Raw genomic sequence first — 25,069 nt, forward strand, 5'->3', positions numbered from 1 at the left:
AGATGTATTGCAACATGAAAAAAATTAATTTACTATTGATATTTTGTGCTCTCTCTTTGGCAATCTACGCCCAGGATAGCAAAGTATTAACATTAAAAGATGCTGTAACAGGCAAATACAATGGCGAAAGATTAGGCGAACTTGTGCCAATGGCCGACGGAGAACATTACACAATGATGAGTAATGACAGAAAGCGCATTGTAAAATATTCATTCAAGACAGGCAAAGAAGTAGAAACGCTATTCGATGTTTCAACAGCACGTGAGTGTACATTCAAAACCTTTGATGGTTATCAGCTGTCTCCTGATGAAACTAAAATTCTTATTCAGACAGAAACAAAACCTATCTACCGCCGTTCGTTTACAGCTGTTCACTATGTGTACACTATTAAACGTAATTTGGTAGAGAAGCTTTCGGACGGAGGTCCTCAACAGGTTCCTACTTTTTCTCCTGATGGAAACATGGTGGCTTTCGTAAGAAACAACAATATCTTCCTGGTGAAGTTCCTTTATGGCAACAGCGAATCACAAGTTACCACCGATGGAGCATTTGGAAAAATAATCAATGGTGCTCCCGACTGGGTATATGAAGAGGAGTTTGAGTATAACCGTGCACTGGAATTCTCGCCAGATAACTTAATGATTACTTTTGTTCGCTTTGACGAAACAGCTGTACCTTCTTATTCTTTTCCTTTGTATGCCGGACAATTTCCTACTAAAAAAGAGAATGAATATTATCCCGGAAGTTATTCTTATAAATATCCAAAATCGGGACAAACTAACTCTACTGTAACCGTACACTCTTTTGATATAAAATCAAAGGTGATCAGAAAATTAAATATTCCTATCAAGAAGGATGATTATATTCCACGTATCCGTTTTACTAAAGATGCAAGTAAACTGGCCGTTATGACACTGAACCGTACTCAAAACCAGTTTGACATGTACTTCGTAAATCCTCGTTCAGGAGTTGCCAAGTTAGTTTTAAGAGACGAAAGTAAATACTACATTAATGAAAACAACTTTGATAATATTGTTTTCTATGATAATAACTTCAGTTTTCTGAGTGAGAAAGATGGATATAGTCACCTTTACTGGTATTCTATTGGAGGAAATCTGGTAAAACAAGTAACAAAAGGTAATTTTGAAGTCAGCAAGTACCACGGTTGGGATCCTGCAACCAATACTTTCTATTATGAAAGTAACGAAGGCAATCCTCTACGCAAAGCTGTGTATGCAATAGATGCAAAGGGAAGAAAAGATAAACTAACTGAAAAGGAAGGAACAAATAATGCCATCTTTGGAAGAACAATGAAATACTTTATCAATACTTTCTCAAACCTTACTACTCCACCAACGGTAACTCTGAATGATAATAAAGGAAAAGAACTAGGTGTACTTATCAGCAACAGCAAGCTGAAAGAAGAGATCAGCAAAATGGTTTTACCTAAAAAGGAATTCTTCTCTTTCACAACTTCTGCTGGGGTTCAGTTAAACGGATGGATGATTAAGCCAGCCGACTTCTCTGAGTCTAAAAAATATCCTGTAATTCTTTATCAATACAGTGGACCTGGTACACAAGAAGTGGCTGATCGCTGGAACCTGGGTGGAATAAGAAGCGGATTAGGATGGGAAGCTTACATGGCTACTCAAGGATACATAGTTGCATGTGTTGACGGACGAGGAACCGGAGGACGTGGTGAAGAATTTACTAAATGTACTTATATGAATCTGGGTGTTAAAGAGGCTCAGGATCAGGCTGAAACTGCCAAGTACTTCAATAAACAATCTTATGTTGATAACGGAAGAATTGGAATCTGGGGATGGAGCTTTGGTGGATACATGACTATTATGAGCATGAGCGAAGGCAGCAATGTATTCAAGGCAGGAGTTGCCGTAGCACCGGTAACCGACTGGAAATTCTATGATTCTGTTTACACTGAACGTTTCATGAGAACTCCACAGGAAAATGCAGACGGATATGCAGCTTCTTCAGCATTTACACGTGCTGAAAATCTTAGCGGAAAACTTTTGATTGTACACGGTATGGCTGATGACAATGTTCATTTCCAGAATACTGCCGAATATAGTGAACAGTTAGTACAATCTAACAAACAATTTGATATGCAGGTTTACACGAACCGCAATCATAGCATATACGGAGGAAATACCCGTTATCACTTGTTTACTCGCATTACAGAATTCTTCAAGAATAATCTGTAAGCAATATACCGTAAACAAATACTATTAAGAACACAACACAAATGGAAAGAGTAAGAAAGCCGGATTGGCTTAAGATAAATATTGGGAGCAACGAGCGCTATACAGATACAAAACGTATTGTAGAGTCTCATAAACTACATACTATTTGTAGTAGCGGACGTTGCCCGAATATGGGTGAATGCTGGGGTAAAGGAACTGCAACCTTTATGATTTGCGGAGAAATCTGCACCCGTTCCTGTAAGTTTTGTAATACTCTTACAGGAAAACCTCACCCTTTAAACAGCGATGAGCCGTTACATGTAGCAGAATCTATCAGGTTAATGAAACTCTCTCATGCCGTAATCACTTCAGTAGATAGGGATGACCTTCCCGACTTAGGTGCTTCGCACTGGGCAAATACTCTATACCAGATAAAACTTCTCAATCCAGAAACTACAACAGAAGTTCTGATTCCCGATTTTCAAGGAAGAACTGATCTTATAGAAATGATTATCGCCGCAAAGCCGGATATTATTTCTCACAATATGGAGACTGTTCGACGCATTAGTCCTACCGTTCGCAGTGCAGCCAATTATGAAACTAGTCTGAAAGTTATTAATCAGATATCTAAAAGTGGCCTTGTTGCAAAATCAGGAATTATGGTTGGTTTGGGAGAATCGCCCTCAGAAGTAGAAGAACTTATGGACGATTTATTAGAGAACGGATGCCAGATACTAACCATTGGACAATACCTGCAACCATCACATAAACACTTTCCTGTTGCAGCATATATAACTCCCGAACAATTTGATATTTATAAAGAAACCGGACTAAAAAAAGGATTCAAACAAGTAGAAAGTGCCCCATTGGTTCGCTCTTCTTATCATGCGGAAAAACATTTAATTAACAAACACAAAAAATAAGAACCTATTATACTGAATATTTGTTCTTGTGTATATAATGGAAGAAAACATATGATAAGAAACTATATTAAAAACACGTCCAAATTACTTATAATTAATGGGACTATTGGAGTGTTGCCTATCATATTATGCATGATTCTTAGTGAATTTATTTCAGCTTCAACGGCTATATATATTAGCTCCGCTGTTGGTTTGTTTTTCTCACTACTCATCTACCACTTAATTGGACGTGGAGGTAGTCTGTTACTTCTATTAGCATCTACACTTTTACTTATAATATTAGGTATATCTACTTTAATACCCTCTATCAACATACCTCAGGGAATGTTACCTTTTTATATTGAGATTGGAATAATAATTATTGCTTCTGTTATACTTTACGAAAAAAGAAAAATAAAGAAATTGTTTCTTAAAAGAAACAGTTCACATTATGATAAAGACTTAATGTATAGCATTGATTCAGGGGCAATATATTCAAGACTGATACAAGTTTTGTGTATACCTCATTTCATTATTACATCCTTGATTATAATCTTTACATCTCCGTTAGGAAAGGTTACAGATTTAATTCTGCTCCATATACTACCTCCTGCAATTCTTTTTATTGCAATTATTATTAGTCAAATTGGTCTTACACTCCTTCTTTCTTTATCATCAAAGATTGAAAAGATTCCTATATTAAACGAAAAAGGTGAAGTTGTAGACAAGAAATATAGCTTCGAAAAACATTATTATAAGAATATGTATATCAATCCGGTTATCCGAATTGCAGTTATATCTAACGGACTATTGTTTCTTAGCAGAAGATCTGAAAATGCCAATTTTAATCCTGATAAGATTGATCTTCCCATGGAAAGCTACTTACGATACGAAGAAAACCTGGAAGAAGGGGTGAATCGTACTATGAGAAGATTTTTTCCTAATGAAGATAAACTGGAACCAAGATTCAGTATTAAATATAGGTTTAAAACAGAAGAGACCAATCGCCTTATTTATCTATACATTCTCTACATTGAGGATGATAAATTGCTTTGTACTCCCAAATTCAGAGATGGAAAATTATGGACTTTCCAGCAAATTGAAACAAACCTTGATAAAAACTTCTTCGGAGAATGTTTTGAAAAAGAGTACGACCAGTTAAAAGAAGCCGCACTTATAAGCGAAGAATACAAGAAAATCAATTAATAACCAGACTTCTTTCTTACTTATACAACAAGAATATACAAGGAATCTTTGTCAGATCAGGCAATTTACCCTGCCACTCTTTTACAGTTTTCGTTTTTATGAATTCTCCTTCGCATGTAATGTCTGCAGCAATACATAATTTAGTCTGAGGACGACAATTGTGTAATATATCTTCTGCCATCTTGTTATTTCTATATGGAGTTTCAATAAACAGCTGCGTTTGATTCTCTGAATAGATACGCGACTCCAAATGTTTTATAGTCTTCACTCTTTCAGAAGGATCAATTGGTAAATAGCCATGGAAAGCAAAACTTTGTCCGTTGAAACCAGAAGCCATTACAGAAAGAATAATAGATGATGGACCAACTAATGGAACAACTTTAAGATTCTTTCGCTGAGCCATAGCAACGACATCAGCTCCGGGATCGGCAACAGCAGGACATCCAGCTTCGGATATAACTCCCATTGGGGAACCGGCAATTAATGGTTTCAGATAACCAGAAATTTCTTCTGCAGATGTATGCTTGTTCAAAGGATAGAAAGTTAGAGTATCTATATCAATCTCTTTATCTACTTTCTTGAGAAAACGACGAGCAGAACGTACATCTTCGACAATAAAATGCTTTATCTGAACAATTATCTCTTTATTATAAGGTGGTAATACTGAATCAATAGATGTTTCACCCAAAGTAACGGGCAAAAGATATAATGCAACTTCCATTATTATTTTATATTACGGGTTAAATCTTGCTTCAGCAAGCATTTTGGAATAGTCGGTCATTTCCAATAAATCCTTTATGGTGGTTTCCTTATGATTTTTCATATAAGAATCTACAATCTGCATTCCCATCCAAACACCAACCATCATTGGAGACTGATCACCGAAAAAAGCAGTGTTAGGTGCCGGCTTCAAGTATTTACGCTGAACCATAGGATCTGTACTATAAAGGTGTCCGTTCTGCATCATGTACTCCCATATCTTAAACCGGTTATATTCACACCATTCTTCTTCTTCTTTGGTATAACCTAGCTCTTCTCCAAAAGTTTTATAATTAAGAATTTCAGAAACAATATATTCCAATTTCCCTCTGTGAAGCATTCTGTCAATAAGGCGTCCTCTATCTTCAGGATAAGGATATTCACTTAACAGATAAAAATTGAAACAATCCGGCAAAATTCTCTCCGGCTTCATGCTCTTTCTTTGATAATCGTAAAAGAAACGTTTATATAAAGGATAATCTTCTCCCATATATTTATCAATGCTAAAGCCCAAAATGCTATCTCCCACAACAACCGATTCGTTGAGAGCAGATATCTGAGAATAAATATGGGGAATCTTGAGCGAAGGAACTTCTTTTTTTAATCTTTGGAATCCTTTGGTGAATTTCTTTTCTAAACGACTCATATTGCTATACTTTGCAAGTGCATCGGCCGTTAGTTTGCGTAAAGTTGAATCAGAATAAAAGACCTTTAACTTCTCGTTAATTTTATCATCATTAACTTGTCCAAGCCTCAAAACATCTTCTATAAGATACTTTGTAGCCAGAAGATATTCTGTATTCATTTTCTGAAGAGCAGAAAAACTATTAAATTCTACATACTCATTCAGTAGTTTATCATAACGAGCTATTTCTATTCTTTCATCAACAGCATCGCTATCTTTTTTATCTGCAACAAATTTGCAGGAAAAAAAGACCAGGCAAGTAAGAAAGAAGAATAGAAATTTTCTCATTACTAAGTTATTTAGCAATGAGCAGTGAAAAATTACTTTTCACTGCTCATTTTCATTTATCCGTAGATTATATTTCCGTTTTCATCACAGTACTCCTCGAAACTCTTCTCGTACTGAACCATTGCACGAAGACTCATTCCCATGCTAGAGAATCCTCCATCGTGGAACAAAGTCTGCATTGTAACCTTACGAGTTAAATCAGAGAACATTGTGATACAATAGTTAGCACATTCATCAGCATCTGCATTACCAAGTGGAGACATACGGTTTGAGAAGTCCATTAACTTATCCATACCTTTTACTCCCGAGCCTGCTGTTGTCATAGTTGGAGATTGAGAAATGGTGTTAATACGAACATTATGTTCTCTACCATATATATATCCAAAACTACGGCAAATTGACTCAAGCAATGATTTTGCATCGGCCATGTCATTGTATCCAAAGAATGTACGTTGTGCAGCAATATATGATAATGCAACAACAGAACCATAATCAGCTATAGCATTCATTTTCTTAGCAACCTGTAACATCTTATGAAATGATATCGCTGAAATATCCAATGTTTTACCTAACATATTATAATCCAAATTATCGTATGTATTCTTTTTACGAACATTTGGAGACATTCCTATAGAATGTAGTACAAAGTCGATTTTTCCACCTAAAATTTCCATTGAACGTTGGAAAACCACTTCTAAATCTTCAACGCTGGTTGCATCTGCAGGAATAACTTCACAGTTAAGTTTATCAGATAATGCTGAAATTTCACCCATGCGCACAGCTACCGGTGTGTTTGATAATGTAATGGTTGCACCTTCTTCAACAGCCAATTCTGCTACTTTCCAAGCAATTGATTGTTCGTTAAGCGCACCAAAAATTATACCTCTTTTACCTTTTAATAAGTTGTAACTCATACCTAGTTCTTATTAGTTTAAATATGCCGCAAAGATATAAACATTTATTCGAACTGAACAAAAGAGTTGCCAAGTTTTGCATTTCTATAGTGTAATTCAACAAAAAATACACCTAATCTAACAAAATGTACACATTGAATTTCAGTATCAAAACTATATTTGCAACATAGACAATAAGTTTTTTCAAAATAATTATTTAAGGTTAGATTAGATTATTAGAATTGTTTTTATTATTTCTTTCACAAGCCGTCCGTGAGAATAGTTTGTGGAAGAAATAATATTTAGTGTTTAACAAGTTTTTAAGTAAGATAGATTATAATATTAAAGTAAAATAACAGAATGAACAGTTTTATAAAAAAGTACCTTGTGCTACCTGTAGCATGTGCACTATCTCTATTATACAGTACCAATTCATTAGCAGCTTCAAAAGGAAGTAATATTGATCCTGCTATATATAATGGGGTACCATTTAAAATGCAAAAGGTTGTGCAACCCTCTTTTCCTGTTTACACAGCAAACATTCTTGATTTCGGTGCAAAAGGAGACGGAATATTCCTCAATACAAAAGCAATTAACGATGCCATAAAAAAGGTAAATGCCAAAGGAGGGGGAACAGTTGTTATACCTTCGGGATTGTGGTTGACCGGCCCTATTGAATTATTGAGTAACGTAAACTTGTGCGCAGAACAAAACGCTTTAGTTGTTTTTACTGATGATTATAATGCTTATCCTATAATAAAGACTTCATTCGAAGGACTTGAGACTCGCCGTTGTCAGTCTCCTATTTCAGCCCGCAATGCTACTAATATTGCAATTACCGGAAAGGGAATCTTTGATGGTTCGGGTGATGCATGGCGTCCGGTAAAGAAAGATAAAATGACCGAAGCGCAGTGGAAAAACCTCATCAAATCGGGAGGAGTATTAAGTGCAGATAAGAAAATCTGGTACCCAACCGAGAAATCTTTTAAAGGTGCTTCGTCTACTGAGAACTTTAATAACCCTACAGGTATTAATACTGATGCTGAATGGGAAAGCATCAGAGAATGGCTTCGTCCGGTAATGGTTAGCATTGTTAAATGCAAGAATGTACTTTTGGAAGGTGTTACATTTAAGAATTCTCCAAGCTGGTGTCTTCACCCGCTTTCTTGCGAAAACATCACAATCAATAAGGTTAATGTATCTAACCCATGGTATTCCCAGAATGGAGATGCCCTGGATATGGAATCATGCAAAAACGCTCTTATTATAAACAGTACCTTTGATGCCGGCGATGATGCCATCTGTCTTAAATCGGGTAAAGATGAAGACGGACGCAGAAGAGGCGAACCTTGTCAGAATGTGATAGTAAAAAACAATCTGGTACTTCACGGTCACGGCGGATTTGTTGTGGGTAGTGAAATGTCAGGCGGCGTAAAAAACATATTTGTATCTAATTGTTCTTTCGTTGGAACCGATGTTGGTTTACGTTTTAAGAGTACCCGCGGACGAGGTGGAGTTGTTGAAGGTATCTATATTGACCATATCAACATGATTAACATACCTAACGAACCTCTTTTATTCGATTTATTCTATGGAGGAAAAGCTCCAGATGAAGTAACAGAAGAGGATACCAAAGAAAGTCTTTCAACTACAATTCCTCCTGTAACAGTAGAAACTCCTGTATTTAAAGATATTCATATTTCGAATGTTTTCTGCAAAAAATCCGGAAGAGCAATGTTCTTCAACGGTCTGCCTGAAATGAAGATTCAGAATGTTACGGTTAAAAACGTAATCATATCCGATGCAAAGGAAGGCGCAGTTGTCAGTCAGGCGGAGGGAGTAGTTATGGAAAACATTAAAATTACTTCTCCTACCGGAAACAGCCTGTCAATAAAGAATGCAAATAATATTAAGGTGGACGGTATTCTTTTTAAAGAGGTGGACGAAAAGGGCAAAACAGTAATATTTAAATGATTTCAATCAAAAAAGGTAGGAATAGTCATTGCATTTATTATACATTTGCATTGATATTAACTGAATTTTATTAATCATGAAAAAGAGTATAAAAATTGCTTTGGCAATAGTTTGTTGCCTTCCTTTAAATGCACTTGCACAAAAAGCAGAGAAAAGTATCTCCATCGAAGTAGAAAACGCCTGGAGCAAAGCTAAAGAAAATGAGCCTGTTGTATTAAAAATTAAAGATCTAAATGCCGGATTCACAGTTAAGTCTGCTACTGTTTGGGTTGGAAACAGAGAAATACCTTCTCAGCTGGATGACTTAAACGGAGACCGTAAGGCCGATGAACTTGCTTTTGTAATAGATGTGCCTGCTAAAGGAAAAAGAACTTTTAAAATTACTCTTTCTTCGGAGAAATCTACCAAGACATATCCTTCTAAAGTATATGCCGAAATGTTGGTAAGCGATAAGAAAGGACAGCATGTTCCTATCTCTTCTGTTTCTGTTCCCGGAGGAATACTTTATAATCAGCTACACCACCATGGTCCGGCTTTCGAGTCAGAGTTAGTTGCTTATCGTATTTACTTTGATAAGAAGCAAACTGTGGATTTATACGGAAAGTTCAATAAAGGTTTCGAAATTAAAGAATCTCAGTTCTACCCTACCGATGCTCAGCTGGCTAAAGGTTTTGGTGATGATGTTCTTCGCGTGAACGCAAGCTGCGGACTAGGAACTTTTAAAGGATGGGATGGCAAAAAGGCTACTCATATTGATCCGGTAAGTAACCGTACAGAGAGTATTCTGGCTTACGGACCAGTAAGAACCGTTGTTGATGTTATTGCAAACGACTGGCAATACCAGGGTTCTGAATTGAATATGACTACTCGTTATATTCTCTACGCCGGACACCGTGATGCCGAAGTGAAGATTCTGTTCGATGAACCTCTTAAAAAAGAAATATTCTGTACCGGAGTTCAGAATATTAAAGGATCGGAATCTTTCTCAGATCATAAAGGACTGGTTGCATGCTGGGGAACAGACTGGCCTGTAAACGATACAATTAAATATGCAAAGGAGACTGTAGGACTTGCAACTTGTATTCCTCAGAAATATGTAAAGGCTGAAGTGAAGGATAACGATAATTATCTTTATACCGTAGGAGCCGATGGCAAGAAGTCTATAGATTACAACATTGTATTTACATCCATGAAAGAAACTTTTGGTTATAAAACAAAAGAGGCATGGTTTGCCTATATTCAGGAATGGAAAAAGGAACTTGAGCATCCTTGTACTATAAGGATTAAATAAGTATCAATTATTATACTAAAAATCCGAGAGATTGCACAATTAATACACTTGCTTTCTCTCGGATTTTTTTATTTTTGCCAGCAAAGAAAATAATTTAAATTAATACTAAATGAAAAAGCTTACAACGATTTTAGGCTTATGCCTGATGACGGCTTTACCTGCCATAGCGCAGAACTATGTTTCAAAAGTGTGGGTAGCAGACAAAGGAGATGGAACTTATCGCAACCCTATTATTCATGCAGACTATTCGGATCCCGACGCTTGCCGTGTAGGAGATGATTATTACATGACGGCTTCCAGTTTTAACTGCATTCCGGCTTTGCAGATTCTTCATTCAAAGGATTTGGTGAACTGGACAATTGTAAATGCTGCCGTTCCTTATGCTCTTGAACCTATTGAAGCTGTTGAAAAACCAGAGCACGGAAACCGTGTTTGGGCACCAAGTATCCGTTTTCATAACAATGAATTTTATATTTTCTGGGGAGACCCTGATCAGGGAGTATTTATGACCAAGACCAAAGATCCGAGAGGAACCTGGAGTAAACCTGTTTTGGTAAAAGCTGCGAAAGGTATTATTGATACAACTCCTTTGTGGGACGAAGATGGCAGGGTTTATCTTGTTCATGCATTTGCCGGAAGCCGCGCCGGATTAAAGAGTGTGCTGGCTGTATGCGAACTAAATGCTGAAGCAAATCAGGCTATTACTGAATCAAGAATTGTATTCGACGGACACGAACATCACGAAACATGCGAAGGTCCTAAGTTCTATAAAAGAAACGGTTATTACTATATCTTTACTCCCGCCGGCGGTGTAGTTGCCGGATGGCAGTTGGTGCTTCGTTCAAAGAATCCTTATGGTCCTTACGAAGAAAAGGTAGTAATGGCGCAAGGGAAGAGTACAATTAATGGTCCTCACCAAGGAGCCTGGGTAGATACAACCACAGGCGAAGACTGGTTCCTTAATTTTCAGGATGTGGGCGCTTATGGCCGACTTACTCACCTGCAACCAATGAAATGGGTAAAAGACTGGCCGGTTATCGGTGTTGATAAAGATGGTGACGGATGCGGTGAACCTGTTCTTACTTACAAGAAACCTAATGTAGGTAAAACTTATCCTATCTGCACTCCTCAGGAAAGCGATGAATTTAATACCCTTACACTGTCTCCACAATGGCAATGGCATGCAAATTACAACCCAAAATGGATATTCCTTGCTGCCGACAAAGGGTATGCTCGTCTATACTCCTACCCTGTTGTGAAAGATTACAAGAATCTGTGGAACGTTGCTAATCTGCTTTTACAGAAAACGCCTTCTAATGAATTCAGTGCTGTGATGAAACTTCGCTTCGCTCCAAGTCCAAAATATTTCGGAGAACGTACCGGATTACTGGTTATGGGACTTGATTATGCACTTCTTTCACTCGAGAATACAAAAGAGGGATTGATTCTTTCACAGAATGAGTGCAAAAAAGCTGATAAAGGAACTCCGGAAACAGTTAATGAATCGGTTACTTTAAAAGATAATACTGTTTACCTTAAAGTAACATTCAATAAAGAAGCTAAGTGTGATTTCAGTTATAGCCTTGATGGAAAGAAATTCCAGAAATTGGGTAAACAATTCCAGGCGCGTGAAGGTCAATGGATCGGCGCTAAAGTTGGAACATTCTGCACTCGTCCGGCTATTGTAATCAACGATGGCGGATGGGCTGAAGTAGACTGGTTCCGTATTGAGAAGTAATATTCATTCTTATATGCTTAAAGGCTGCCTAGTCTTACTAAAGAAGTAGACAAGGCAGCCTTTACTATTAAGATAAACTCCGGTGGGACATTCGTTTTTAAACGTAGACTTTATTTACAGAAGGTGTACACCTTAATTATTTAAAGTGTAGTCTTTTTAATAATAAGGTGTAGCTCTTTATAAAAACATCCGGTTAATAAATTGCTTAGGTGTGGCAAGACATCGTATTAACTTCCTAAGAATAAGAAACAATATCCGGATTATTTAGTCTGAACAACAATCATTACCGGAAAGTGATCTGACGGACATCTGGCTGAATTCTCCTGCAGTTTTATTTCTTTTGGAGCAGCATTAGAATTAAACTCACCTTTATTTTCTGATCTATAAGTATCTGTCAGGATTCCGTATTTCAACACCTTAAAATTATTAGTAAGGAAGATGTGATCTATACGGCTATCCGTTTTGCTATTCGGATTAAAATCATTGAATGTTCCGTTAGGCGCATATACTAATTTAGACATTCCATAAGAATCCTGAAGGATGCCGGAAGTATTCAACAGTTTATAAGAAGGAGAATCCTGGTCTACATTGAAATCGCCCGACAAGATAACCGGCACACCTTTAGGCATTGCCTGAATCTTCTTTAAGATCAGTTTGGCACTTTCCGAACGGGCAACCGTACCAATATGGTCCATGTGTAAATTGAAATAAACAAAAACAAAACCACTTTTAATCTCTTTGAATTTTCCCCATGTGCAAATCCTCACACAAACAGCGTCCCATCCCATATTAGGTTTAGATTCATCTTTTGATAACCAGAAGTCGCCCTGATCAAGTAATTGGAATTTATCGGTTCGATAAAAGATGGCAGAATGTTCGCCCTTGGTTTTTCCATCGTCACGCCCTTTACCTATATAATTATAGTCAGGCAACAACTGTTTCATCTCCTGAAGCTGATTATACAATCCTTCCTGAGTTCCGAAGATATCAAAACCATGAAAGCGAATTAATTGAGCAATATAAGGAGAACGCTGGCCCCATCCGTTGCCATTTATAGAATCGCCGTGATTGGCATTACGCACATTGTAGGTTGCCACAGTAAATGTAGTTGGAGTTAAAGCGCATATCATTCCTACGAATAGGAATGAAAATAAAATAAGACAGAAAATTTTCTTCATAATCAAATATTAATTAAACAAAGTGTTTGCAAATAAACAAAGATGTTATTAAAAATAACTGATCCAAAATTAAATAATCATCTTGTATTATTAACAGGTTTATTTTAAAATTTAATATTTAATTGCATTGGTAAAGTACAATAACCAAATATCTTTAAATTATGTGCAAACTACTAGGGACTTCAGCTTTTATTTTCTGTAATTTTGCACTGCAAATATATTAAGGTATGAAAAGATTAGTAATATTCGATTTAGACGGAACTCTGCTTAACACAATTGCCGACTTGGCACAAAGTACAAATTATGCGCTAAGGAAAACAGGATTTCCCGAGCACGAAGTAGATGAATACAGGTTTTTTGTAGGTAACGGAATAAATAAGCTTTTTGAGCGTGCACTGCCGGAAGGTGAAAAGAGTGAAGAAAACATTTCAAAGGTTCGCAAGCATTTCCTTGTTCATTATAGTGAGCATAAAATGGATAAAAGCTCTCCTTATCCGGGCATTCCCGAGCTACTGTCTGCCCTTCACGAAAAAGGGGTGATAATGGCTGTAGCATCCAATAAATATCAGTCGGCTACGGAACTGCTTGTTGAGCATTACTTCAGCGGCGTGCCTTTTGCTGCTGTTTTCGGACAACGGGAAGGTATCAAAACAAAGCCCGATCCGCAGATTGTAGAAGATATTCTTACTGTAACAAAGGTGGATAAAGAAGATGTTCTTTATGTGGGAGACTCGGGCATTGATATGCTGACTGCTAAAAATGCAGGGATAACTGCTGCAGGAGTAACCTGGGGATTTCGTCCATTGGAGGAACTTAAGCAATTTGAGCCGGCAAATATTGTAAATGAGGCACATGAAATTCTTTCTCTGATTTAAATATCAAAAAGAATTCTATTTCAAATAAAAGAAATAACACTCTGGAAACAGAGATAATCTGGTCTGCAAAATCTCTTTGCAGTTTATGCAGACCGGAATAACCTTATTTTTAAAAGATAATATTACAATGAAAACAAAAGTTTTATTCTTACTCGTCTAGGGAATTGCTTCCTCAGTATTTGCACAAGAGTTTATGCCTATCTGGAAAGGCGTTAAAATGCCAAACAGCAAAGGTATAGAAGTAAAAGACAGCTATAATTACACATAAGCCCACAATAACAATCCTTCTATTTCAATATCTTAAAACTTTGGTTATTTCCTTTTTTATCTAAGACCATTAATACATATACACCTTTGTTTAAAGACGACAAATCTAAATTTTCATGTATTCCTTGCAAAGAAAAAATCTTAATAACACTACCGGTCATAGAAAGAAGCTCTGCTTTATTCAGCTCTGAATTACTCGAAATAGTAAGTTGATCTTGCACCGGATTTGGATAAGCTGAAATCCGGAAGCCATTACCTTGAATGGTTTCGGATTGAATGGAAGAGATCAACGTTCCCCCGTTATTCTGATTATTAGTTATATTCTCAACCAGACTATTTATGTATACTTCCAAATTTGTATACTCGCCTTTAGGATCTACATTTTTATCATTCCTATCTGCAGCAAGTGCCGGATTAAGGCCGTGAGCCGTTTCCCATGCATCCGGCATTCCGTCGCCATCGGTATCTGTCGGAACAGTTTTCTGAATAAGATTTGGCCAGGGCGACCAGTCGGCAGCAGCTCCAACAGGTTTAGTATCGTCCTGCGTATCAATAATTCCCGGGTATAAAGCTCCAGATTTTGATCCTGTAAAGGTGAATGTCTGATTCTGAGTCTCAGAAATAATTCGTTTATCAATATCGTCGCGGAAAAGCGAGCATCCGGCATAAAGAAGAACCTGATCATAAGCTTTCTGTGCAGTATGAGTAGTCACAACTCCGGTAGGAAGTGGATCTGATAATCTAATAGTATCTTTAGTCGTCTGACTAATGCCATAGCTGCTTGATATTTGAGCATATACACCATCTGTCCAGTTATCATTGGTAACATTCGCATTTCCTTCCATAACATTACCATCAATGAAGAACTTTCCCCAAACGTTTAACATTGGCGCAAACGCTGGATATTTAGCAACATACTCTTCTGTACGGATATCTATCGCCAGAATTCTTTGTTTTACCAGCGAACTTGCATTAGCTGTGGCCGGTCCTGGCTTATAATAGTTATTCACAATGTTAGCTTTCATGCCTTCGGCACCATAGCATCCGTTTCCTTTCCAGTTATAATATACATTATTTCGTATATCCATAAGTTCTTTAGTCTGAGTACTTTCTGCTGGCCCAAGACGAGGAACTCTGCTATCGTGGTGCGCCATCAGGTTATGATGAAAAGATGCATGGTTTCCTCCCCAGATTCCTCCATATCCATGCGCACCCTTTGTATGCCCGGAAAGTCTCATACTCTCAGAAATTATAGACCATTGCAGAGTGAGATTCTCAGTTCCGTAAAGGGAACAGCATTCATCGGACGACCAACACATGGAACAATGGTCAACAATTATATTTTTATAATCGCGTGTTCCTAATGCATCGGCACCATCCGCATTAATATTATCCCTATCTCCCATTCTGAAACGAACAAAACGGAGAATTACATTATTACAGTTAATGGTAACCGGCCAACCAGCCAGACAAATTCCGTCGCCCGGTGCAGTTTGTCCGGCAATGGTAATATTGTCATTCTTAATCTTCAACTGTTGCTTTAACTGAATGGTTCCCGAGACATCAAATACAATAGTCCGTGCCGAAGTCATCTTTTCAATTCCGTATCGAAGAGTTCCGGAAACCGGAGTAGTACCATACGCATTATCTTCGAGTGAGGTGACATGATAAACAGCTCCTCTCCGACCACCAGTTACATATCTGCCATGTCCTTCGGCACCGGGAAAGGCAGGTATACTTTGTCCGTGCAAATACATTCCTCCAAAAACGAAAGAGAACAATGCAATATAAAAAGATTTAGATACAAGATTCATTTTAGTATTAACTAGGTTCAACAATTTTTACGATGCAAGATTACGGATTCTATAATAAACAGTTGTATAATAATTGATTTAAAATTTAGACTTTTTAGCTTCTATAAATGTTAATAGCATGAATAACAAGAACTTTACCGGTAAATCTATAATACAAGATCCCATATAAAACGGAATTACTTACTAACTCATAAAAATTTATTCATCAAGCAATAAATAAAAAGGCTATATTTTTGCTGATGTTTCATCTTTCTTTAATCTGAGACATCAGCAAAAATATAGCCTTTCGTTTTGTATAAACTGAATCTATATTATATTCATAGAAAAGCTCCAAGAAGAAGGACAAAAAGCAAAGTTGCCAACCCTGCCAAAAGAAGGACAACTACAATCCAGAATATTAGATTATGCTTTTCCATACATCAAATAAATTATTTATAATTCTTACCTAAACTATCCTTATATTCGGTTGGAGTCATTCCAAACTTCTGCTTAAAGCACTTGCTGAAATAGCGTGGATCATTGATTCCAACCTGATAAGAAATTTGAGTCATGTTATATTCTCCGGTTTCAATAAGCTTTGCGGCTCTTTTTACCCGCATCTCTTTAATGAATTCAATTGGAGCAAGTCCTGTAAGCATCTTTAGTTTCTTAAAGAACACAGAGCGGCTTACAGCCATTTCCTGTACAAAATCGTCGACAACTAAATTGCCATTATCCATGTTTCTTTCCATCAGCTCCATAAGCTTATCCATAAACCTGCGATCGTGCGGAGACAGCTCAGGCTGAGTTGCGCTCTCTTCCTGAGGTTTTTCCATTAGATTGGCACGATAAAGCTCCTGCAATTTATTTCGCTGAACCAACAGATTATCCACTCTAGCTTTGAGATAAGTAGCACTAAAAGGTTTAGTAATATAATCATCAGCACCATATTCAAGCCCTTGCAATTTGCTTTCTATTGCAGATTTAGCAGAAAGCAGAACAACAGGAATATGGCTGGTAGTCATTTCCTCTTTCAGTTCCTTAGTTAGTTCTATGCCATCCATCTCGGGCATCATTACATCACTGATAATCATATCAGGTACATATTTCTGTGCCTTTTCCAGTCCTTCCTTACCATTAGCAGCTTCAATTATCTGGAATGTAGAGCCAAAAATACTGCGAAGGAAGAAACGCAATTCCGCATTATCTTCTACCAACAACATTGTTTCTTTTGAAGGATCTATCTCTTCAGAAGTATCAACAGTCTCGCTAGAGAGAACTTCATTCTGAATATCGGCGGTATACTGAACTGATTCTTTCAATTCCGGATTCTTTGAATCAGAAAGAATAAACTCTACTCCTTCATCGTAATGTTCCTTGCCTTTAAGGAAATGTGTAGTAAAGCAGCTTCCTTCGCCCAATTTACTATCTACTAGAATTGTAGCTTTGTGCATTTCTACCAATTCTCTCACTAAAGATAGACCAATACCTGTACTTGGCTGATTAAAAAGATTCTTATCGACCAGGTTTTCAAAGCGTGTAAAAAGAGAATTCTTCTTATTATCAGCAATTCCAATACCCTGATCTCTTACTCCAATAGCCAAAGATGCGCCTTCGTCTTTAATAAAGACCTTGATCATTTTACCTTGAGGAGTATATTTAAAAGCATTGGATAGTAGATTAAATATAATTTTCTCCAGTTTGTCTACATCTGCCCAAAGATTCATCTGTGGTTTATCATGCTCGAATACAAAATCTATATGATGTTCTTCTGCCATGGATTCAAAATTATCCATAATACGACGAACAAAAGAGACCAGTTCAATCTCTTCAACCTGCATTTTCATCTTCTTATTCTGAATCTTCCTGAAGTCGAGAATCTGATTTACCAGCCTCAACATTCTATCTGTATTGCGCTTCACTAAGTTTAGTTGTTCGCGCGTTTCATCGGGTAACTCAGAGTTTTTAAGAACATGTTCTACCGGACCGGCAATCAACGTTAACGGTGTACGCAACTCATGCGAGATGTTTGTAAAGAAGCGAAGTTTAACATCCGAAACTTGCTGCTCAACAGATACCTCATTCTTTAATCTGTAAATAGTAAACAGAATAAATACCGCAATGAGAATAATAGCCAGAATTAAAATAAAATAAATAATGTAAGCCCACGGCGTTTCCCAGAAAGATGGAAGAATAGTTATTTTCAGGCTTCGCTCATTATTTACCCACACTCCGTCACTATTGGTAGATTTCACCCGGAATACATATTCGCCTTTGGGTAAATTGGTATATGTTGCAGTTCTTTGTTTATCAACATAAGTCCATTCCTTATCGAATCCTTCGAGAATATACGCATACTGAATGTTTTCAGAGTTTCTCATATCGAGAGCTGCATACTGAATAGTAACTATATTTTCTTTATGCGAAAGTTCAAGTTCCTTAGTATCATCTAATGAGACTTTCAAAACAGATTTTTCTCCCGGAGCAACTTCCTTATTGGCTACCATCAACTGCGACAAATAAATATAAGGCACATAGGTACTTTTACGAATAGCCGCCGGATTGAAATACAGGAATCCGCTAGTAGTACCAAAGTATATGTGATTATTAGCAGTTATTTCCGATGTAGCCTCGCTAAACTTCACTTTGGTTGCAAAACTTCTGTCGTCATAATTTTCGAATCTTTGCTGAGAAGGAATAAATTTACTTAATCCATTTTCAGTGCTAATCCACAAATTACCTTTTGTATCTTCCTGAATAGAGAGCAATACATCGGATGGTGCACCATCTTTTACTGTATAACATTTAAAAACGGCTTTATCTTTTCCGGAAACAGAGATTAGCTTATTTAGTCCTCCGCCAAAAGTTGCCAGATATAGTTCACCTTTCTTAGTTGGATGAATCCAGTGCACATCGTTATTACTTAAACTTGTTAAGTCGCCCGGCACACGCGAATAACGATTAAACTGAATTTCCTCCGGATTCGCAAAATTATCTTTGAAAGAAATCACTCCGGATGTTGTACCTGCCCAGATATTGCCTTTAGCATCTTCGGTGATATAACGAACCCGATAGCAACGATCGATAGGATATCCTTTCAAGTTATTGCGATGATTGATAAAGATGGTCTTTCCACTCTTATCGTGATCAATATAATTGATTCCACCTCCATAAGTTGCTACCCAAATTCTGCCTTTATGATCCTCAAAAATACAATAAATATTATCGTCGCTCAGACTGTATATATCATCCTCGCTATAATTAAAACGAGACAAAACAAACCGGTTACCTACTTTCTCGGCACGCACCAGCCCGCCTCCTTTCATTCCAATCCAGATAATTCCTTTTTTATCCTGAGTCATAAAGTAAGTTACACCTTTTACCTTAGGTCCGCTTTGAGATATTGTTCCGGCCTCAGTAAGATATCCTATATATTTACGAAGCGGATCATATATACGCAATGTACCATCTTTAAAAGCTACCCAAAGGTTTCGGTTATTGTCTTCGAATATGGCACGAGTTTCATTGCTCAGAGATTCGTAATCGTGAGGATACGGAATACTTAAATGAAACTGATTATCGAGGAAAGTAATTTTTTCGAGTCCTTTTGAATGGGTGCACATCCACAAATTACCTTGTCTGTCGGACATGGCAGAATGGAGTTTATTCGAAAAACGCCAGTTTGGAGAACCAGGTTCGTCATAAAAAGGAATAATCTTATTCAGTTTTCTGTCGAAATAAGACAAGCCTCCACCATAAGGATGCACCCAAAGATATCCATTCACATCTTCATGAATATGGAAAGGCGGTTGTGAACGCGCAGCACTTCCAGGCTCAGTAGTTACAATTTCTTGTTTTACTTTATTGGTATGCGGATTAAAATGGGTAACTCCCTCAGCACCGGTAAGTTCAAACCACACCTCTTTGAAACGGTCTACATAAACAGATGCTATTACATTTGAAGGAAAATCTGCACAAGTAATTGTTGAGTAATGCATGACTTCCTTATTACTCAACTGATAAGTGAAGAATCCATCATCGGCTGTGGAAAATATCATTTCATCCGGCGAGACAGCGTTCACCGAGATTACGTTCGATTTTGTAGGAAGCTGAAGTAATTGAAAACGTCCTCCCCTCTTCTGACTTCTCCATACCCTACCTTTATCCGAGCCAAAGAATATCTCGGTTGAGGTTTCCTGTAAGGAATAAAAAGATTGATTAAGACGATGACGACCATCTTTGGTTTCTACAAAATAAGATGTCGGTGTTGTTTGTCCCGGACGAATCATGGCCAACCCATTATCTGTAAGCATCCACTCATTATGGGCAGCATCTTCGTAAACCCTATTGACCTTTTGAGCAGGAAATTGCCCTGTCTTCAGTGAATATATGTAAGTTGTGAGTTTGTGAGTCTTTTTATCGGTCAATACACGGATAGCCCCATCGTTTTCTGTGAGCAGCCATACTGTACCATTCTTCATAACTTCAATGGAAGTAATATTGGTAGTACTGGCCTCACCCGAAGAAGGGACCTGAATAAATGTTTCTGTATCGGGATCAAACCTATGCGCACGGTTATCATACGTAAGTACCCAAATATAACCGTTGGTATCTTCAACCATCCTATCCACACGGTTATTTGTTAAACTGATCAAGTCTCCCTGCCGTGCCTTATAAGTTTTAAAGGTATATCCATTGAATTTATTAATTCCATCCCAAGTGGCAAACCACATAATTCCTTTATGGTCCTGAAGCATACTCATCACTGTATTTTGCGACAAACCATCTTCAGAAGAATAATGTGTAAAAGAGCATCTTAATTGTGCATAACCACACAATCCAGCTACCCAGAACAGAAATATAAAAAGAAAATTTTTCATAGTTGTGTATCTATTAGCTTATAAAAACATGATTCAAAAATACACAAATAAAGAGTGTGATTTTCATCTAACAGTAATATAATAACAAAAGAACCTCAATGCTTTTTATTTCCCTGTACAAAAGATTGAATTCTTCTGTACAAAACATTACATTCTTTTGTACAGAAGAATTAATTGTTTTGTACAAGGATTAAAAAATATATAACGACAGGTTTAGAATCAGCGTACAACAGTTACAATTTTGTCCGCTCCGTTTTTCACAGGATTCCAGTTATCTTGCCCTTCCAGTACTTTTTCAATATCATAGTCTTTCAGACTAGTGAGCTGATGAGAATAAGAAACCCTTGTCTCATTACTAGCACCCTCGCCTTTGCTTTGGTATTCGGCAAAGAAACTATTTCTCTCAGCTTCTTTCTTGTCCCAATTGTTCCATCCCTCGGGCGAAATATGTTTTCCCATTTCACAGCGAATATAAACAGCCTGTGCATAAGGTCTCCAAGGACGAGCCAGATACACTTTATTCACTCCCTTATCGGCAGTAAGTTTGCAATCATAAAAAAGATATCCATAAGGTTTGCCCATATCAGTAGAAGGAGCAGCTATATAACCATCGCCTTTGCTATTAATGGTGCAACGATTAAAGACAGCGGTTGACCACCCGAAAATAAAATCGACTGTTCCTTCAATATAGCAATCTTCATAATACTGACGGCTATCTTTTCCATAGGTATAAAGTGTATCCTGAAAGCCCAGGAATCTGCAATTGCGAAACATAACTCTGTCACCATCAACAAAAGCAGCAACGGCCTGTCCTACCGGACCGGAAGTATTCTCGAACGTAATGTTTTCGGCATAGAAATCGGAAGCATAGATATAACAACTTGCAGAACCAGAGGTCGATTTTTCTTCTCCAAACACATTTTTCTTCGAAGCATAATCGTCATAAGATATCACAGCACCTTCTTGACCAATTAACGAAACATTTATTTTTGAGGCAGGAATAACCAATTTTTCCTTATACACACCTTTGCGTACCAAAATAGTGGTACGAGCAGCTTTACGGAAATCCGGAACAGCATTAATAACCTCTTGAATAGTGAAAAAGTCTCCACTTCCGTCTTTAGCAACCACATAGTCGTAATGACGCACATATTTAGCTAATCCGGGAACCTCTTTAGCAATAGCATCAACAGTAAGTCCGGCAATTTTACGGGCACCGTATATATTCAAGTGAGTATTATCTTCACGACCTTTTGGTGCAATAGGACAAGTGTTAGGCGCTACCCACATATATAGTTTTTTAGACTCCACAGGTCCCATGCTTTCAACTAAATCATGTGTAATCTTATTCATATCCACAAACGCTACACCAAGTTCTTTTGCTACTCTACGAGGAGAATCAAGATAAGCTCCGTGAGTGTCGAAAAGTGTATTTCCTTCTACTGCAGCAGGTTCTTTACCCGGTTCTTTACGAGCATCGTTATTCATATCCTTATCTTGCGGACGAATAAAGTTTCTACGAACAATTGAATTGAAAAGAACAGGTATTCCTCCTTTAGCACGTGTTTCGTTTACAAATCTGCGTAGGTTTGCATCGAAAGTTGTACCTGGATCGGTATGACGTGCAGAATCGGGTTTTTCGTCATTATGGCCAAACTGTATAAAAACATAATCTCCTTTTTTCACCTGACTAATAACCTTTTCCCAACGGCCTTCGTCAATAAAGCTTTTTGAGCTGCGTCCGTTTTGTGCATGATTATCCACCCGGATATCTTCGCTGAAGAATCCAGCAAGCACATGCCCCCAACCTCTCTCAAGATTACCACCTTCAATCGTTTTATTAGCCATCGTTGAGTCACCAATCATAAAAACAGTTATCACACGATCTGTCTTAAAGGCAGAAAGAGAAAAGAAAGCAAGCAATAAAAGAACGAGTTTATTTTTCATGATATCGATACAATTTTAAATTCAGACTGCAAGTTTACAAAAAAAGAAGAGACAAATAGTCTACTTTTTATTGTATTATGTGGAAATATTAACCAATAGAAAAAAGAAAGCTGCGAATATCACATCCACAGCTTTCTCAATTTTCAAAAGAAATTTAGATTTATATACTTTATTAATAACCTGCGTTCTGCCAGAATCCCTGACCGGATGTTGAAGAGAAATTAGTAACAGCATCAATCTGAGACTGAGGAATTGGACGTAAATAATGATTCTCTTTAATCTGTCCGGCTCCCTGTGCATTATATTTCTTCACATGATCTACCAATGTATGGGTACGTTTTAAATCGAACCAGCGTTGTTGCTCACCGCAAAGTTCAATAGCACGTTCCTGAAGTACAGTTTCAAGAGTAGCAGTGCCACTCAATGAATTATTTTTTCCACTAATTGCACGAACCTGGCGAAGTGCATTGATAGTTTCCATTGCAGCAGTTCCATTAGCAGTATATAGCTGACATTCGGCCTTTATTAAATACATTTCGGCCAAACGAAGAACAACTGCATCACGACTGGAGATATCCCATGTTGGATAATTAGGATCATATACATTATCCAGGAATTTCTTGATTCCAGGGTATGAGCACCATCCGGCAATCTTATATGAATTGTATCTGCCGTCACCGTATACATCAGAAGTTACCTTTGCTGCTTCTGTTGGCTTCGCTGTAGCAGGATCTGAAGATGTATAGACCGGAATATCACCACCGTTCATAAACTGGATACGGTAACGATTCTTTGCCCATGCTTGTTTAGCTTTTCCTTCTGCAGAGTTTCCATCCAGATGGCAATAATAAATTGCAGTATCTTTCATTGATTTATATTTTGTAGAACTTCCTTCCAGTCCCGGAGCAATTGTATAGGCATCAAGCAATGTTGCAGCAGTACGCTGATCGGTTGCGCGATGTTCTTCCAGAAGGTTCCACAAATAAAGTGATGGCAAATAACGTGTAAATCCACGTCCGTAAGGAGAATAAGTAGAAGAAACATCAACAGAAGTACCGGTAACTGTATTCTTTACGAAATGTGATGTAGTTGTAGTTCCTACACGAACAAATACTTCTTTTCCATCACCACCCAAATCTGTTGCACCATTATTCCACATTGAAACAAACATTAATAACATGGCACTACCACCACGAGTATATCCGGTACGGGTAATCAATGAGTTATATGACAATTTATTGCCGCTTGTATCTTTTTTGTATCTGTAAGGAATACAGTTTACTGTAGTAGCAATATCAGAAGAATAAGAAACTCCCCAAATTGACTCTTTATTCTTTGTAATATCTTCGTTAGTCATAGACCAGGTATCAGCATAGTTTGTATAGAAAGAAGCTACACCGCTACCAATAACAGCCTCTGACTCTGCCTGAGCTAACGCATAAAGGTCTTTTCCTGAATAATTCTTATTAGTTGTTATACTATTCTTACCTAGCCATGATGCAGCATAAAGTAATGTACGTGCTTTCAAAGCTCTTGCAGCCCAATAATTAGCACGACCATCTGTTTTAACTTTATAGTTTGCAGCTTCGAACGCAGCAATTGAATTATCCAAATCTGAAAGTATATTACTGTAAATAACTTCTTCGGAAACACGGGTTGGATCAGTTACTATAGCAGTGATAGGTTCGCTGTTATAAGGTATCGGTCCCCAGATACTAACCATGTGCAGATAGTAAAATGCACGCAGGAAATAAGCTTCACCCATATACTGACTATGCAAAGTTTCTGAAATTACCGTATTTTTAGGTATATAATAGAGAGCATTATTACATACATCGACTGCACTATAGAAAAGTTCCCAATAATGATCGAGACAAGCATTATCACTTGAGTTATCATCCAGACTCTGAGCTGCAATGTTATATGAGTTCAATGATTTTTGCTTGTTATCATAGCCATAATAGAACAAGTCGGTACCCATTTCAGAAAGTCCTAATCCAGCCTCTTTTCCATACCAGCCACGGGCAAAACTGTAGCATGAAGATACCAGTCCCTGTATACCAGAAGAAGTAGCATAGGAAAGATCGGCAGTTTGACCTACCTTATTGTCTTCTTCCAGAAAATCAGCACAAGAGGTTGTGCTCAACATTAAAGACGAAGCTGCTAAAAGAATATATACTATTTTTTTCATA

Annotated in this window: 15 protein-coding genes; 7 read left to right on the forward strand and 8 right to left on the reverse strand. The window is 37.5% G+C overall.

Annotated elements, in window-relative coordinates:
• Window positions 1-14: 14 nt before the first annotated feature.
• The 3 genes from BUC21_RS12800 to BUC21_RS12810 are packed head-to-tail and all read left to right on the forward strand — an operon-like array spanning window position 15 to window position 4,309.
• Entirely contained in the window at window positions 15-2,222 is a 2,208-nt protein-coding gene (locus BUC21_RS12800) for a S9 family peptidase (protein ID WP_073403039.1), read from the forward strand.
• A 23-nt stretch (window positions 2,223-2,245) separates the two neighbouring features.
• The gene (lipA, locus tag BUC21_RS12805) at window positions 2,246-3,124 is read left to right on the forward strand and encodes a lipoyl synthase (RefSeq protein ID WP_317043362.1); all 879 of its coding nucleotides are present in this window, start codon (window positions 2,246-2,248) and stop codon (window positions 3,122-3,124) included.
• 51 nt (window positions 3,125-3,175) lie between these two features.
• Window positions 3,176-4,309, forward strand: a complete 1,134-nt coding sequence (locus tag BUC21_RS12810) for a hypothetical protein (RefSeq protein ID WP_073403043.1) — start codon at window positions 3,176-3,178, stop codon at window positions 4,307-4,309.
• Between the two features lie 16 nt (window positions 4,310-4,325).
• Here the strand turns inward: BUC21_RS12810 and BUC21_RS12815 are convergent, their stop codons facing one another.
• Genes BUC21_RS12815 through BUC21_RS12825 form a run of 3 tightly spaced genes read right to left on the reverse strand, consistent with a single transcriptional unit; the run spans window position 4,326 to window position 6,955 of the window.
• Window positions 4,326-5,030 (reverse strand): SAM-dependent methyltransferase, encoded by a 705-nt coding sequence (locus tag BUC21_RS12815; RefSeq protein ID WP_073403045.1) that lies wholly within the window; start codon window positions 5,028-5,030, stop codon window positions 4,326-4,328.
• A gap of 12 nt (window positions 5,031-5,042) precedes the next feature.
• Complete coding sequence (locus tag BUC21_RS12820) at window positions 5,043-6,041, reverse strand: gliding motility protein GldB-related protein (protein ID WP_073403047.1); 999 nt, start codon at window positions 6,039-6,041, stop codon at window positions 5,043-5,045.
• Between the two features lie 56 nt (window positions 6,042-6,097).
• Window positions 6,098-6,955, reverse strand: a complete 858-nt coding sequence (locus tag BUC21_RS12825) for an enoyl-ACP reductase FabI (RefSeq protein ID WP_073403049.1) — start codon at window positions 6,953-6,955, stop codon at window positions 6,098-6,100.
• Between the two features lie 339 nt (window positions 6,956-7,294).
• Between BUC21_RS12825 and BUC21_RS12830 the strand changes: the two genes are divergently transcribed.
• From BUC21_RS12830 to BUC21_RS12840, 3 genes are all read left to right on the forward strand, one after another.
• Window positions 7,295-8,908, forward strand: coding sequence for a glycoside hydrolase family 28 protein (locus BUC21_RS12830; protein ID WP_073403051.1), 1,614 nt, complete (start codon window positions 7,295-7,297; stop codon window positions 8,906-8,908).
• Between the two features lie 76 nt (window positions 8,909-8,984).
• Entirely contained in the window at window positions 8,985-10,199 is a 1,215-nt protein-coding gene (locus tag BUC21_RS12835) for a DUF4861 domain-containing protein (protein WP_073403053.1), read from the forward strand.
• Between the two features lie 109 nt (window positions 10,200-10,308).
• Window positions 10,309-11,937, forward strand: a complete 1,629-nt coding sequence (locus BUC21_RS12840) for a glycoside hydrolase family 43 protein (protein WP_073403055.1) — start codon at window positions 10,309-10,311, stop codon at window positions 11,935-11,937.
• Between the two features lie 260 nt (window positions 11,938-12,197).
• On the opposite strand, the gene BUC21_RS12845 is transcribed toward BUC21_RS12840, so the two are convergent.
• Complete coding sequence (locus BUC21_RS12845) at window positions 12,198-13,115, reverse strand: endonuclease/exonuclease/phosphatase family protein (RefSeq protein WP_073403057.1); 918 nt, start codon at window positions 13,113-13,115, stop codon at window positions 12,198-12,200.
• A 227-nt stretch (window positions 13,116-13,342) separates the two neighbouring features.
• Here BUC21_RS12845 and BUC21_RS12850 point away from each other — a divergent pair, with 227 nt between their 5' ends.
• Window positions 13,343-13,990, forward strand: coding sequence for an HAD family hydrolase (locus BUC21_RS12850; RefSeq protein ID WP_073403059.1), 648 nt, complete (start codon window positions 13,343-13,345; stop codon window positions 13,988-13,990).
• A 287-nt stretch (window positions 13,991-14,277) separates the two neighbouring features.
• Here BUC21_RS12850 and BUC21_RS12855 read toward each other — a convergent pair whose 3' ends face one another.
• From BUC21_RS12855 to BUC21_RS12870, 4 genes are all read right to left on the reverse strand, one after another.
• Window positions 14,278-16,014: a T9SS type A sorting domain-containing protein gene (locus BUC21_RS12855; protein ID WP_083547708.1), complete on the reverse strand. Its 1,737-nt coding sequence runs from the start codon at window positions 16,012-16,014 to the stop codon at window positions 14,278-14,280.
• A gap of 485 nt (window positions 16,015-16,499) precedes the next feature.
• On the reverse strand, window positions 16,500-20,930 hold the full coding sequence (locus BUC21_RS12860) for a two-component regulator propeller domain-containing protein (RefSeq protein ID WP_073403064.1): 4,431 nt from the start codon (window positions 20,928-20,930) through the stop codon (window positions 16,500-16,502).
• A gap of 219 nt (window positions 20,931-21,149) precedes the next feature.
• Window positions 21,150-22,877: a pectinesterase family protein gene (locus BUC21_RS12865; RefSeq protein WP_073403066.1), complete on the reverse strand. Its 1,728-nt coding sequence runs from the start codon at window positions 22,875-22,877 to the stop codon at window positions 21,150-21,152.
• A 172-nt stretch (window positions 22,878-23,049) separates the two neighbouring features.
• Window positions 23,050-25,068: a RagB/SusD family nutrient uptake outer membrane protein gene (locus BUC21_RS12870; RefSeq protein WP_073403088.1), complete on the reverse strand. Its 2,019-nt coding sequence runs from the start codon at window positions 25,066-25,068 to the stop codon at window positions 23,050-23,052.
• Window position 25,069: the final 1 nt, after the last annotated feature.

It is taken from the genome of Bacteroides luti (assembly GCF_900128905.1).
In the GTDB taxonomy this organism is placed as follows: Bacteria; Bacteroidota; Bacteroidia; order Bacteroidales; family Bacteroidaceae; genus Bacteroides; species Bacteroides luti.

Bases quoted from the DNA above. Each gene is read 5' to 3' on its own strand.
- BUC21_RS12800 (WP_073403039.1), top strand. From the start codon at position 15: ATGAAAAAAATTAATTTACTATTGATATTTTGTGCTCTCTCTTTGGCA.
- BUC21_RS12810 (WP_073403043.1), top strand. From the start codon at position 3,176: ATGATAAGAAACTATATTAAAAACACGTCCAAATTACTTATAATTAAT.
- BUC21_RS12815 (WP_073403045.1), bottom strand. From the start codon at position 5,030: ATGGAAGTTGCATTATATCTTTTGCCCGTTACTTTGGGTGAAACATCT.
- BUC21_RS12820 (WP_073403047.1), bottom strand. From the start codon at position 6,041: ATGAGAAAATTTCTATTCTTCTTTCTTACTTGCCTGGTCTTTTTTTCC.
- BUC21_RS12825 (WP_073403049.1), bottom strand. From the start codon at position 6,955: ATGAGTTACAACTTATTAAAAGGTAAAAGAGGTATAATTTTTGGTGCG.
- BUC21_RS12830 (WP_073403051.1), top strand. From the start codon at position 7,295: ATGAACAGTTTTATAAAAAAGTACCTTGTGCTACCTGTAGCATGTGCA.
- BUC21_RS12835 (WP_073403053.1), top strand. From the start codon at position 8,985: ATGAAAAAGAGTATAAAAATTGCTTTGGCAATAGTTTGTTGCCTTCCT.
- BUC21_RS12840 (WP_073403055.1), top strand. From the start codon at position 10,309: ATGAAAAAGCTTACAACGATTTTAGGCTTATGCCTGATGACGGCTTTA.
- BUC21_RS12845 (WP_073403057.1), bottom strand. From the start codon at position 13,115: ATGAAGAAAATTTTCTGTCTTATTTTATTTTCATTCCTATTCGTAGGA.
- BUC21_RS12850 (WP_073403059.1), top strand. From the start codon at position 13,343: ATGAAAAGATTAGTAATATTCGATTTAGACGGAACTCTGCTTAACACA.
- BUC21_RS12855 (WP_083547708.1), bottom strand. From the start codon at position 16,014: ATGTATTTGCACGGACAAAGTATACCTGCCTTTCCCGGTGCCGAAGGA.
- BUC21_RS12860 (WP_073403064.1), bottom strand. From the start codon at position 20,930: ATGAAAAATTTTCTTTTTATATTTCTGTTCTGGGTAGCTGGATTGTGT.
- BUC21_RS12865 (WP_073403066.1), bottom strand. From the start codon at position 22,877: ATGAAAAATAAACTCGTTCTTTTATTGCTTGCTTTCTTTTCTCTTTCT.
- BUC21_RS12870 (WP_073403088.1), bottom strand. From the start codon at position 25,068: ATGAAAAAAATAGTATATATTCTTTTAGCAGCTTCGTCTTTAATGTTG.